Below are 12,708 nucleotides of genomic sequence, written 5' to 3'. Positions count from 1 at the left end.
ATATGAAGCAGAAATAGAATATGTCAATAAAAGATGAAAATTATGGGTGTTTCCTAAAAGATTTTTGCTTCAAGGGCATTTTTTAATTTGACTCCAATAACAGGTTGATTGGAATGTAAGGTGCGAGACTCCTGCGGGACTAGCATGACAGGTGAGACACTGCTGATGCAACGTGCCAAGGTGGCTAACCGCATGCCCCGCGGAAAGCGAGCATCCTGAAATGGAGATCAACTACTTTCAAAAACAACAAAGTTTGCAAAAATAGCTATATAAAAGACCTCCAGCCTAATTACTGCTGGAGGTCTAAATTCATATGAGATTAACTATAAGATCTAATGCTCTCTATCGCTTGTTTTACATTGGCGAACGTCTTAAGTGAGGAGAAATTAATTCCTTCTGAAACGGCTCTTATCGCTAATTCAGAACGGATACCTGTTACTAACACCTTTATTCCTAACAATCCAAGAACTTCGTACACATTAAAAACATGCGCTGCAACCTCAGTATCTATCGTCACAATCCCCGAAAAATCCATGATTAAGCATTCGATATTCAATGAAGGAATATTCGGCAGTACGTAATTCATAAGATGTTCTGCTCGCTCCGCGTCAATCGATCCGATTAATGGAAGTACTGCTAGGCCATCTTGAATAGGTACGATTGGTGTTGATAATTCTTTTAATTCTTTTCGTGTTTTTGACAAGATCTCTTCAGAACGACGTTCAAAAGCAAGGACCGTTTCATTAATGCTGACATCCAGCATTTGATGAACTCGCTTGAGAATTAATACTACTCCCTCCGTATCAAGACCAAATTTTAGACTAATATCTAAAATGAAGTCAGCAAAAACCATGCGAGTCTCTGGATACCGAATGAGGATGTCCGAAATCCGGCTATGTTTAGAAGCTGTCTTCTCTCCGTTTTTCCGGCTCCAAGCGATGAGTTCTTCCGGTACAGAACCCTCCGTACAATTTATGGATTCACTTAGAAACTCAAAAAATTCAACATATACTATTTTTGCTTGATCGATATCTTCTTGGCTAACTTCAAAACCAAATTTTATTATAATTTCATCAACGATTTCATTTGCCAGAGACACAGAATTTTCTTTTAGGTAACTTGCAACCGTTAATGTCGATTTCACTTCTCTTCACACTCCGAATCTTAATGATTTGATTTATATCCATTGTACCATTAAAACACCAGTAACTGCCTAAACTGTGAAAGAAATAATAAATATCATAGTAAAGATTACATTTACATTTGATGTTTACATTTTTTTTAGGAAAAAAGTGATCCATTTCTTGATTTGTTCCGTTAACTAAATGATTACAAAATTAAGGAAAGGGCTGATCTGGAAATGGCTCAAAAATTCGTTAAGGTTTTAGGTATTATATTTCTTGTTTTAGGGGTCGTTGGATTTGTATTACCGATGGAAGGAATTTTTCATCTCACACCGATGCATAACATTGTTCACTTAGCATCGGGTATTATTGGTTTAATCATGAGTAACACTGAAGCAAAAGCAGCTTTATTTGCAAAAGTGTTCGGCTTCATTTACTTGCTTGTAGCCATATTAGGATTATTCACACATGAATTCATGGGAATCATGTTTTTGATTGCTGACAACATCCTGCATTTTATCATCGCATTTGCTTCTTTATATGTAGGTTTTACAGCTTTAACTTCAAAGCCAGCAAACAAATCTGTTTCACAATAAATTAATGCAATAAGAAAAAGGCAGCCTTATGACAGGTTGCCTTTTTGCTTTTTTTTAATAATAAAAACACAATAAGAATTAATATTTTTTATTAAACACTTGTTTAATTTACTTACTTAGATTCGTTCCAGTTCAATTCTCTTTTACTCAACAAGAATCGAAATAGCGCTATACACTAATAACAAGGCCATTATGATATTAAACTGGTTTCTATATTTGGATAAGAACTTTTGAAAGACAGAACCAAATAGACTCCAGCAAAATGTGCTCGTAAAACCAATGAAAGCGAGAAATAATGAAAAAAATAAGAAACTGGCATTTGAATGATGATAAGGGAGAATAAAAGTTCCTACAACAGTAATACCGTATAAAATTCCTTTTGGATTTACAAATTGTAAAAGCATTCCTGCTGGCAAACTATTATACTTCCCTCCATCTTCACTTTTAGCATTATTTTTACTAGTTATTATTTTCACAGCAAGATACAGCATATATACAGCACCGAGAATCGTCATAAAGAATTCAATCTTAGGAATGAAGTTTTTTAGTAAAAGATTAAAATAACTGCTCAACAAAATGATAATAAAGAACCCTGCACCAACACCCATACAAAAACGAATCGTCTTCTTAAGCCCATGTTGGTTAGCAAATAGCATCGCCATGATGTTATTCGGTCCAGGTGTAAAACTAGTGATAAAAACATATAACAAAAACGAAATGACCGGCATAGGAAACCCTCCATGTTGTATGTTATAATGTCCATAATGAACAATATAACGTTTTACTGTTTATTGTACAAAACGGTCGTTATATTGTAAATAGTTAAGGGGTGTTTTTAATGGAGGAAATCCATCTTATCATCGCTAAAAATTTAAAAGCCTTTAGAGAAAGTAAAAAATTAAGTTTGGAAAAGGTCGCAGATTTAACTGGCGTTAGTAAAACGATGATCGGTCAAATTGAAAGAGGCGAATCCAGTCCAACGATTACAACGATTTGGAAAATAGCGAACGGTTTAAAAGTATCCTTTACCTCCCTAATAAATAATCCACAAGAAGATACAAAAGTTATTTTAAGAAGTGATATTCAGCCATTAACTGAAGACAATGGAAAGTACCGTGTCTATCCTAATTTTCCGTTTGCTGATGACAGACGTTTTGAAGTATATTCTGTTGAAATTGAAAAAGGCGGTTACTTAAGTGCGGATTCTCACAGAGAAGGAACAGAAGAGTTTTTGACCGTTTTTGAAGGTGAATTAACAGTAAGAGTAAATAATAATGAATACACCGTAAGATGCGGTGATTCCATTAGATTTAAAGCTGACAGACCTCATACGTATCATAATTCAGGAAAGACACTAACACGTTTAAGTATGACTTTGTATTACCCATCATAAATCTGCGTTCATCATGAACGTAGATTTTTAACTATAATTTCCCTAAGTATAAAAATAGATATTGAAGCTTTTAAAGGTACGGTGTAAAATTACACCTAAAGTTCTGTATTACTCTATATAGTGAAAGGGATTCCAATATGGAAACTGAATCGAAAACGATATTAAAACCTTTACTCATTCTAATATTTATTTTGACTGTTATAATAGCTTCTCCCTTTTGTTTTATTTATTTTCTTAATAATGGAAACCCCTACACAAAGTATGTTGCAAACAAGCTTGTACCTGTACACCTAAAAGAAAAAGGATACACAAAAGAAGAAATAGAAGCAGCGATTTATGTGGAACCAAAATACGTAATAAACAGAAATTTTTATCATGGACATTATATGGTAGTTTTTAAAGATGAACCAGACCTTAGCTATTATTACGGTGTAACGAAAAAAGGAAACCATGTAAAACAGTTTTGCGAGAAAGAGAAGCAATTACCTGATTTTTCAACTGAAACAGTTGAAAGCAGAACAATACATAGTGAAAACAAATGTGTGAAATCCCAGGACAATAGATTTTAAAAAGTTGTTTAAAAACAACAAAGCACCCCTTTATTTCGGAGTGCTTTTAAACATTTGTTTAATTTGGTTTTATCCCGTGATGCTTCGTTCTATGGCATTGTCCCAACTAGGAAAATAGTGAAGAGCATTGCGCATTAAATGAGGGTGTGATTTTTTCACCATTTTCTTGTTTAAGTTTTTACCACTGGCACTCAAATGCTGAATCTCCAACAAAACTTCTTCGGAACTCATGGTTACTTCCATATCAAAACCTCCCTTTTATATGAACTACTACCATTCATTCACATAAAGAACTGTTCATATACCCATCAATCTCATTTTCTTCACAACTTCTTCATAACTGCCTTCTACAATAGAATAAAACCGTCACTAATAATTGATGCTATGTATAAACAGGCTAAATCTTAGCAGGGAATATAGTGACGTTTGTTTATTAGAAGGAGGTAAAATTATGAAAAATAAAACGTATTTGTTTGGAACAATAATGCTAGCAATCTCACTAACATTAGGTGCATGTGCGAATGATAATGAAAAAAAACAAGAAAGTATGAATCATGAAAGCATGGACCATTCTGGATCAGGAAAAGTTCCAAAGAATTTGAAAGCAGCGAAAAACCCTAAATATGAAGTCGGAAGCAAAGCCGTTATTAATGCTGATCATATGAAGGGTATGAAAGGTGCTAAAGCAACTATTTCTGGAGCCTACAATACAACTGCTTATGTTGTCTCATATACACCTGCAACAGGCGGAAAAAAAGTAAATAATCACAAGTGGGTCATTCAAGAGGAAATTAGAGAAGCTGGAAAAAAAGCTTTAAAAGCAGGAACAGAAGTTACTTTGAATGCTAATCATATGAAGGGTATGAAGGGCGCCACGGCTGAAATCATATCTGCTGAAAATACAACAGTTTACATGGTAAATTATAAGCCTACAACAGGAGGCAAAAAAGTAACGAATCATAAATGGGTTACTGAAAGTGAATTATCACCAGAATAAATAAAAAAAGTCTCCAACTAGGAGGCTTTTTCTATTTCATAAGACGAATATATACTATTGTTCCCATCCCAAGCTCGCTTTCTATCCAAATCTGTCCCTCATGGGCTTCAATAATTTTTTTTGCTATGGCTAAACCTATTCCGCTGCCTCCATAATCTCTGTTTCTCGATTTCTCACTTCGATAAAACCGTTCAAACACTTGTTTAACATCTTCTTTAGGAAATCCAGTTCCGGTATCTCTAACACTTATTAAGACAGAATCTTTTTCTTCAGCCGCTGAAACCATTACTTTCCCACCAGTTGGTGTGTATTTCAAGGCATTACTGAAAAGATTGATAAAAACCTGAGTGATTCGTTTTGCATCAAGATTCATTCCAATAAAAGAACGATAATCTTTTTCAAGTTTTACACCTTTTTGTATGTATGCACCAGATATCGTATCCATACTTTTACTCATGATTTCACTCAAATTTACTTTTTTTCGATCCAGTATAAATTGAGGGGATTCCATTGCGGTTAGATGTTCTAGGTCTTGTACCAATAGTATAAGTCGATCAATCTCTTCTTTAAGCGAATGAATCCTCTCTTCGGTTGGCTGAAATATGCCATCCTCAAAGGCTTCTAAGTGACTTTTAATTGTCGCAAGTGGTGTTCTAAGCTCATGGGCAATATCGGATGTCATCGTTTTTCTAGAGGTTTCTTGAAATTGAAGTTTTGAAGCTAACTGATTCAGAGAATAACCGAGTTCGTTTAATTCATCATTCCCAATTGTTTTTACTCTTACGTCTAGTCCTCCGCTCGCCATCTTTTCAGCAGCTTTTCGCATCTCAACTAGCGGTTTGGATAAGTTTCTGGCAACAAAGAAGCTAATAAAACAAACTAAAATAATTGCACCTATAGATGTCCAAAGTATAGAACCGAGCAATGCTCTTTCAAAGTGAATCGTTAACGGACGGATACTTTTGAATTCAGGCACATCTTTTTGAAACATCATAAAGTGATGATGAACCTCTATCATGATAATGAGCCCTGCGATTACAAGAATAGATGACGCTGCCAAAATTAATACAATAGAAAGTCTTGCATGCAGCCCTTTAAACATAAGACCCTCCTGTAAACTTATAACCGATACCAAAGACGGTGACAATATACTTTGGATGTTTTGGGTCTTTTTCAAGTTTATGCCGAAGATTTTTGACATGTTGATCAATCGTTCTTGTACCGCCTTCATAATCAAAGCCTAATATTCTTTCAATTAGATCGTCCCTTGAAAAAATCCGATTAGGATGTCTTGCAAAGGTAAGCAAAATCTTATATTCATTAGGGGTCAAATTAATCAATTTTCCCCCTGCAAAAACCTCTTGTTTGTTTGCAACAATATTTAATTCACCATTGTTGTATTTTATTTGTTCAGCTAACAACTCACCATCTCCTGAACGGCGTAAAATCGTTTTTACACGCAAAACAAGTTCACGAGGACTGAATGGTTTAACCAAATAATCATCAGCACCTAGAGATAATCCTTTAATCCGATCTTCTTCCGTTGCCTTTGCTGTTAGCATAAGAATCGGTATAGAAGATTCTTGCCTTATTCTTTGACAAATTTCCTCTCCACTCACATCAGGCAACATCAGATCTAATACGACAAGATCAATCGTTTCTTTTTGAATATATTGCATTGCTTCTCTTCCATTTGATGCTTCTATTGCATCAAAACCTTCTTTTCTTAAATAAGAGGAGACTACTTCCAGAAGCTTCGGTTCATCATCAACAATTAAAATAGATTTCACGTTCTAACTCCTCCAATTCATTCTTGAATTGCTTCATTACATGTATTATAACGAAACAAGTAAACAAAAAAACAAAAAAAGAGCCGTATCTTAACAGCTCTTGGATGATCGGTCATATATTTTCCTTAAAGCTCTTTTGCCTTAAAGGTATCTCCGCCTTCAATTGTCCCAGTATGAAAACCTTTATCGAACCACCTTTTTCTCTGCGCAGACGTTCCATGTGTGAAGCTTTCCGGCACTACATACCCTTGTGACTTCTTTTGAAGCGTGTCATCTCCTACTCCACTGGCAGCATTCAATGCTTCCTCAATATCACCTTTTTCGAGGACGTCCATTTCTTTCTCATGATTCGCCCACACTCCAGCGTAATAATCAGCCTGTAACTCAGTACGAACTGAAATTTTATTATACTCCGACTTGCTAAGAGTCGAACGCTTTGATTGAACTTTATCCGTCGTGCCTAAAAGTGTCTGGACATGGTGCCCTACTTCATGGGCGATAACATAAGCCATTGCAAAATCACCTGGTGCACCGAATTTATCTTTAAGTTCTTGATAAAAACTCAAATCGATATAGAGCTTTTGATCACCAGGACAATAGAACGGCCCTACTGAGGAACCGGCCGTTCCACAGGCAGACTGAACACTTCCAGAATATAAAACCAAAGTGGGTTTCTTATAGGTCAATCCTTTTTCTCGAAAAATATCAGACCACACCTTCTCTGTATCTGCTAACACAACAGAAACAAATTGAGCATCGTCTTTTTCTTTCGCTGTCTCTTCATATGGAACTGCATTTTCTGTACCCCCGCCCATATTGTTAATCAAATCACCAGGGTTGCCTCCAAGCAGGGTGACGATCAATACGATAATAAGTCCCCCAACTCCTCCTCCTACAGCAAGACCTTTACCACCCATTCCTCTTCGGTCTTCAACGTTCGAGCTCCCTTGCCTGCCTCTCCACTTCATTCAATATCCTCCTCCAGCTTTACGCGGCTAGTTTTGTTTTAATAACTTTTATACCCGAAGTGAATAGAGTTTAGACGGCGTTATTGACTTAACCTTATAAACAAAAGAAGAAAGACCCTGGATGGCCTTTCTTCCGTAAATTATTCTATCCAATCGTTACTTATTCGTACCGTGCTGTTTATTTGGCAGTTTTGCCCCAGGATTGCCCTTGCCTTGCTTTTTATTTTTTTCGTCTTTTTCCTGGTTTTCATGTAATTTTTCTACAAAATCATTTGTGCTTTCCACTTATTATACAGCCTCCTCACATTAGAATATCTTTTTTACTTTATCCATTTAGAAGTAAAAATACTCATAGCTGATCATCAACGAGCATCTAAAAAATGAAAAAAAGTACGCCAGAAGCGCACTTTTACATTTGCATTTAAACAGTTGTTTAATGTAATCCAGTTTAAACTAGCTTGTACATCAAGATATCGTCCACATATTCATTTTCATTCATCTTAAATTCTTTAATTTTACGACCCTCTTCAATGAACCCAAGACTTTTGTACAGTGATATTGCTTTATGATTTGTTGAGTATACACCTAAACTTACTTTTTCAATGGATGGATTCTTTTCAGCCCAGTCTAACAATGCTGTTACAAGATTTCTCCCTATTCCTATACCTCTGTAGTTTTTATTGATCATCAATCCGAATGAGCCAGTGTGAGACAGCCTTTTTCTATCTTGAGAAAGAAAAACGATCCACCCTGCAATTTCACCGTTAATTTCAGCAACCATCAGTGTATCTTTTTCATTTTCAATTATTTTTTGTATCCATTCTTTTTGTTGCTCTAGCGTTCTAGTAAACTCTTCGGATACTTTAATAAAATACTCCCCTTCTGCAATAACAGAATGGTGTATATCTAAAACAGCTTCTGCGTCTTCTAATTTCACAGGACGAATTATGTATTTGACTTCATCTTTGCAAACTGACATTTATAAATCCCCTTTAATAAATTAGATTGATTGTCATGATCTTAACTTTTAACCTTTTCATTTCGCATTTTTCGTTATTCTTATAAGTGGTTGATCTCCGTTACAGGTTGCTCGCTTTCCCGCGGGGTGTGCGGTGAGCCCACTCGTCGCTTTGCGACATTGAATGGTCTCACCTGTCACACTGATCCCGCTGGAGTCTCGCACCTTACACTCCTATCAACTTGTCAAGGTAGTTTATGACAAAATTACTTTTTCGAAATGATAAATCGCTGACTAGTTTTTTTATTTCTTTAAGTTCAATCCTCATTACCCTAACTTTGTTTGAATGATCAATACCGCTTCTAACGGCATAATGAATAATTAAAAATAGTCCGACTATACCAGCTAACCCATAAAGAAAAATAAAGACCATAATTTATTGCTCCTAATGAAAATTCATTAAATAAATATTACCATAATTAGGTAGTGTGAAATCAATAAAAAGACATCCCAGATACGAGATGTCTTTATTACAAATATTCTATTTATAAGATGGTTTTAAGAAGTTTACAAATATCAACATGAGCAATGAAATACCAATCATACTTGCTACCCAAAGCCATGCCTTTTCCATATTCCCGGAATCAATCGCTAGATAGATTGCTGTTGAAATTGTTTGTGTTCGTCCTGGAATATTACCTGCAAACATTAGCGTAGCTCCAAACTCGCCTAATGCTCTTGCAAAGCTCAATATGGAACCCGAAATAATAGCTCGCCAAGATAAAGGAATGGTTATTTTAACAAATAAGGCAAATGCGTTTGCTCCATCTACACGTGCAGCATTTTCAATATCCTCATCAACCGCTTCAAATCCTGCTTTAGCCGACTGGTACATGAGAGGGAACGCTACTACAGCAGAAGCTATAACAGCAGCCCACCATGTAAACATAATTGACTGATTAAATATCCATTCCACGAGTTCGCCACCTATGCCGTTTCTTCCAAAAACAATGATCAGCAAAAATCCTACGACAGTTGGCGGCAAAACTAATGGGAGAAGTAGTGCAGTTTCAATAATTGATTTTCCTTTAAACCTTTTATTAGACATCACTTTAGCAAATGATAGGCCAAAAATGAAAACCAGTACTGCTGCAACCGCTGCAATGCCAAGAGACAGTTTTATTGGTGACCAAAAGTCTGTTGCCATCCTAATTACCGACCCTGTTAAATCCAAATTTTTCAAAGGTACTCAAAGTTTCCTCTTTTTGAAGATATTTATAGAACTGTTGTGCTTCTTTCGGATGGGAACTTTCTTTTATGACACCCACTGGATAAATAATTGGTGCGTGGGTATTTTCGTTTGCTGTTTCTGCTACCTTTACTTTTGAAGATAGTAAAGCATCTGTTTTATAGACAATCCCTGCGTCAACATTACCTGTTTCTACATATGTAAGAACTTGACGAACATCTTTGGCATAAACGATATTCTTTTCAACATCTTTCCAGATTTTTAAATTCTTCAAGGTTTCCTTTGAATAATCCCCAGCTGGTACAGACTCAGGTGTACCAATAGCCAATTTTTTGACCTTTGTTAAATCATCGAACCCTTTGATTCCTGCTTTTGAATCTTTTGGAACCACTAACACAAGTTCGTTGCCAACAAGGTCTGTCCCTAAATTCTTATCAATGGATCCTTCTTGAACAAGCTGATCAAATTTATCTTCTGCTGCTGAGAAAAAAAGGTCAACAGGTGCTCCTTTGGAGATCTGCTGCTGAAGTGCACCGGAAGCCCCAAAATTATAAGTGATCTTTACATCCGGATGTTCTTTCTCGAACTTTTTCGTGGTTTCAATTAAGACATCTTGTAAACTTGCAGCTGCCGAAACGGTCAGTTCTACTTTCTTTTCTGAAGACGCCTTATCTTTCTGGTTTTCTTTATCGGATCCATTTTTCGAACAACCCGCTGCAGCGGCCAACAGCAAGATCATTGAGAAAACCAGTAAATATGATTTTTTCAATTTTTCTATTCCCCTCCTTGCCAAACAACATTACTTATATCTCATTATAGATAAGAAAAATAAAATTTCTAATTAAATCCTATATCACTTGTCTTTTCTTACCACCTTTCACACCAATCAACTTTTCAATGATGAGAATGGAGAATACGAATCAAATCTTTTAAAAGACAGCCTTTTGAAATGTAGTTTTCTAACTTATTGTAAGATAAACTGGACCATTTTTTCAGCAATAGTGTACTTTCTCAACCTTTATGCTTTCAAAACCGTTTTTAACATAGTAATTGTTTAGTAGATTAACGGAATAATCCTATCCATTTCAAGGATTACATTTCTTAAAATAAGAATATCCCAAATTCATATGGGTGGAGTATTTTTACATATGGAACTTCTTCTGAAACTTCCCGTCTATAATGTATAACCAAAAGCACCCCAAATGGAGTGCTTTTAAACACTTGTTTAAATTTAGTGATTTTTCCAATGCCCATCTCCCCATCAAAAATAAATAAAACTGCATTTTGAACTGGACACTAATCCTTATTTGTCCTTTTTATACTTCTTCTCCATCAATTGTGCCATTTGTTGAGCATTCAAATCCTTTTCCTCATAGAGGTTTTTAATAATGTTATGATAATCCTCTTCTTTGCGATTTTGACTTAATTTATTGGCAGCTTGAATTTCTTGAACTTTAATCTTAAATCCAACAATACCTTTTACTTGTTCTTCTAATAACTGAGAAGATAGATTATCCCATAAAACCCGATTCTCACGATGTTTTTCATATTTTTGCAGCAGCATTGTCAGGTCCTGTTTTAATTCTTCTTCACTCAAAATGCTCGCCGAACCATACACATGTACAGATTGATAATTCCATGTTGGAACATTTTCCTCTTCATACCATGAAGAAGAGATATAGGCGTGCGGCCCCTGGAACATTACCAGCACATCTTCACAGGATTCAAGTGTTTTCCATTGAGGGTTACCAAATGCCATATGCCCCGTGAAATAATAAGTATCTGCTTTTTTAGTTAACTGCAATGGCAAATGAGTAGCAATTGGTCTCCCTTTTTCAGTTGTAACGATCGTGGCAAAAGAGTTTTTTTGAACAAAACCCCAAATCTCATCAACGTTTTTCACCTTAAAATATTTTGGAATATACAAGAATTATCTTCCACCTTTCCAACGGTTATATGAGTGCTTTGATCATGATAAGGTCCAATTGTTCCTCATCACCCATAATAAAGGAGTGGGTTCCATTTTGTACAAAGCCCATTCTTTTATAAAAAGCTATGGCATTTTCGTTTTTTTCCCAAACACCAAGCCAGATTTTCTTTTTATTAGCTTCCATCGCAATTGTCAAAGCTTTATTTAACAGATATTTACCAAGTCCATGTTTCTGAAATTTGTTCCTTATATAAATTCTCTCAATTTCAAGTGCTTCGTCACCCATGTCTTCTGACTGACTATCATCGGTATTGAGTTTTAAATACCCAGCGACTTCATTATGAAAATAAACAAAAAAGAATTGCGAATATTGATTTGACAATTCTTTTTCTAATTGATTTAAGTTAAATGCCTTTTCCAAATAGGCATTCATATTTTCGGGTGAATTCTGATGCTTAAACGTCTCATAAAATGTTTCACAACTAATTTCTTGAAGTTTGTGTGTATCTTCAATTGAACACTTTTTTATATTTATAGCCATTTTAATTATGCCGCTCCTTCTATAATCAATAATTTCTCTTGTTTCCCTTTTTTACAAATTCCCAGTCTTTTTCTATATTTTTTCTAACTCTTTGAAGGAGATCGAAAATGGTTTCTATCTCTTTTTCGTTAAACCCCTCTAATGCCATGGTATTGGAGTAATCATTTTCTCTTTTGATAAAAGGAAAAACACGATTCCCCTTCCCAGTCGGGAAAAGTTTTTTTATTTTTTTGTTATGATTATCTTCTTTTTTTTCAATAAAGCCATTCATTTCAAGTTTTTTAATGGCACGAGCTGCTGTTGTTCGATCTACTTTTATCATATCTGCTAATTTTTCTTGAATAATTCCTGGGTTTTCACATATTCGCACTAGATACAAATACTGCCCTTTTGTAAGATCATACTCTTTAAATTCTATATTACTTATAGAATCTAATGCTCTTGCTATCATTCCAATCTCACGGAGAATTTCCTTCATAATAAACTCCTTAAAATACGTTTTATTGTAAATACAACAAAAAAGGTCTACATAAAATTTAATCTTTTTTTGTTGCATTTGCAACAAAAATACTCATGGATTTTCCAACTTAAAT

General features: G+C 35.2%; 17 protein-coding genes. 4 read left to right on the top strand and 13 right to left on the bottom strand.

Annotated elements, in window-relative coordinates:
- Positions 1–319: 319 nt before the first annotated feature.
- Positions 320–1,144: an STAS domain-containing protein gene (locus J2X07_RS00175; protein ID WP_310255401.1), complete on the bottom strand. Its 825-nt coding sequence runs from the start codon at positions 1,142–1,144 to the stop codon at positions 320–322.
- 216 nt (positions 1,145–1,360) lie between these two features.
- Here J2X07_RS00175 and J2X07_RS00170 point away from each other — a divergent pair, with 216 nt between their 5' ends.
- Positions 1,361–1,720 (top strand): DUF4383 domain-containing protein, encoded by a 360-nt coding sequence (locus tag J2X07_RS00170; RefSeq protein WP_310255400.1) that lies wholly within the window; start codon positions 1,361–1,363, stop codon positions 1,718–1,720.
- 143 nt (positions 1,721–1,863) lie between these two features.
- On the opposite strand, the gene J2X07_RS00165 is transcribed toward J2X07_RS00170, so the two are convergent.
- Entirely contained in the window at positions 1,864–2,448 is a 585-nt protein-coding gene (locus J2X07_RS00165; RefSeq protein ID WP_310255398.1) for a LysE family transporter, read from the bottom strand.
- 110 nt (positions 2,449–2,558) lie between these two features.
- On the opposite strand from J2X07_RS00165, the gene J2X07_RS00160 reads away from it, so the two are divergent.
- Both J2X07_RS00160 and J2X07_RS00155 read left to right on the top strand, forming a co-directional pair.
- Positions 2,559–3,113, top strand: coding sequence for a helix-turn-helix domain-containing protein (locus J2X07_RS00160; RefSeq protein ID WP_310255396.1), 555 nt, complete (start codon positions 2,559–2,561; stop codon positions 3,111–3,113).
- 137 nt (positions 3,114–3,250) lie between these two features.
- Positions 3,251–3,682, top strand: coding sequence for a DUF3139 domain-containing protein (locus J2X07_RS00155; protein WP_310255394.1), 432 nt, complete (start codon positions 3,251–3,253; stop codon positions 3,680–3,682).
- 69 nt (positions 3,683–3,751) lie between these two features.
- Here the strand turns inward: J2X07_RS00155 and J2X07_RS00150 are convergent, their stop codons facing one another.
- Complete coding sequence (locus J2X07_RS00150) at positions 3,752–3,925, bottom strand: hypothetical protein (protein WP_310255391.1); 174 nt, start codon at positions 3,923–3,925, stop codon at positions 3,752–3,754.
- A 208-nt stretch (positions 3,926–4,133) separates the two neighbouring features.
- Between J2X07_RS00150 and J2X07_RS00145 the strand changes: the two genes are divergently transcribed.
- On the top strand, positions 4,134–4,679 hold the full coding sequence (locus J2X07_RS00145) for a YdhK family protein (protein ID WP_310255389.1): 546 nt from the start codon (positions 4,134–4,136) through the stop codon (positions 4,677–4,679).
- Between the two features lie 31 nt (positions 4,680–4,710).
- Here the strand turns inward: J2X07_RS00145 and J2X07_RS00140 are convergent, their stop codons facing one another.
- The 10 genes from J2X07_RS00140 to J2X07_RS00095 form a co-directional block, all read right to left on the bottom strand.
- Entirely contained in the window at positions 4,711–5,781 is a 1,071-nt protein-coding gene (locus J2X07_RS00140; RefSeq protein ID WP_310255387.1) for a sensor histidine kinase, read from the bottom strand.
- The gene (locus J2X07_RS00135; RefSeq protein WP_310255385.1) at positions 5,774–6,469 is read right to left on the bottom strand and encodes a response regulator transcription factor; all 696 of its coding nucleotides are present in this window, start codon (positions 6,467–6,469) and stop codon (positions 5,774–5,776) included. The genes J2X07_RS00140 and J2X07_RS00135 overlap by 8 nt, the downstream gene beginning before the upstream one ends.
- A gap of 125 nt (positions 6,470–6,594) precedes the next feature.
- Positions 6,595–7,437, bottom strand: coding sequence for a KPN_02809 family neutral zinc metallopeptidase (gene ypfJ / locus J2X07_RS00130; protein ID WP_310255384.1), 843 nt, complete (start codon positions 7,435–7,437; stop codon positions 6,595–6,597).
- A gap of 156 nt (positions 7,438–7,593) precedes the next feature.
- Positions 7,594–7,722 (bottom strand): DUF4023 domain-containing protein, encoded by a 129-nt coding sequence (locus tag J2X07_RS00125; protein WP_310255382.1) that lies wholly within the window; start codon positions 7,720–7,722, stop codon positions 7,594–7,596.
- 163 nt (positions 7,723–7,885) lie between these two features.
- Positions 7,886–8,416: a GNAT family N-acetyltransferase gene (locus J2X07_RS00120; protein ID WP_310255381.1), complete on the bottom strand. Its 531-nt coding sequence runs from the start codon at positions 8,414–8,416 to the stop codon at positions 7,886–7,888.
- Between the two features lie 520 nt (positions 8,417–8,936).
- Entirely contained in the window at positions 8,937–9,602 is a 666-nt protein-coding gene (modB, locus tag J2X07_RS00115) for a molybdate ABC transporter permease subunit (protein WP_310255379.1), read from the bottom strand.
- Position 9,603: 1 nt separating this feature from the next.
- Positions 9,604–10,413, bottom strand: a complete 810-nt coding sequence (gene modA, locus J2X07_RS00110; protein ID WP_310255377.1) for a molybdate ABC transporter substrate-binding protein — start codon at positions 10,411–10,413, stop codon at positions 9,604–9,606.
- Between the two features lie 534 nt (positions 10,414–10,947).
- Positions 10,948–11,571, bottom strand: a complete 624-nt coding sequence (locus J2X07_RS00105) for an FMN-binding negative transcriptional regulator (RefSeq protein WP_310255375.1) — start codon at positions 11,569–11,571, stop codon at positions 10,948–10,950.
- Positions 11,572–11,596: 25 nt separating this feature from the next.
- Complete coding sequence (locus J2X07_RS00100) at positions 11,597–12,115, bottom strand: GNAT family N-acetyltransferase (RefSeq protein ID WP_310255373.1); 519 nt, start codon at positions 12,113–12,115, stop codon at positions 11,597–11,599.
- A 25-nt stretch (positions 12,116–12,140) separates the two neighbouring features.
- On the bottom strand, positions 12,141–12,593 hold the full coding sequence (locus tag J2X07_RS00095) for a MarR family winged helix-turn-helix transcriptional regulator (protein ID WP_310255371.1): 453 nt from the start codon (positions 12,591–12,593) through the stop codon (positions 12,141–12,143).
- Positions 12,594–12,708: the final 115 nt, after the last annotated feature.

The organism is Fictibacillus barbaricus, assembly GCF_031457135.1.
Taxonomy (GTDB): Bacteria; Bacillota; Bacilli; order Bacillales; family Fictibacillaceae; genus Fictibacillus; species Fictibacillus barbaricus_A.
Note: the sequence above shows the minus strand (reverse complement) of the source record. Positions and strands in the feature narration are given on the sequence as shown.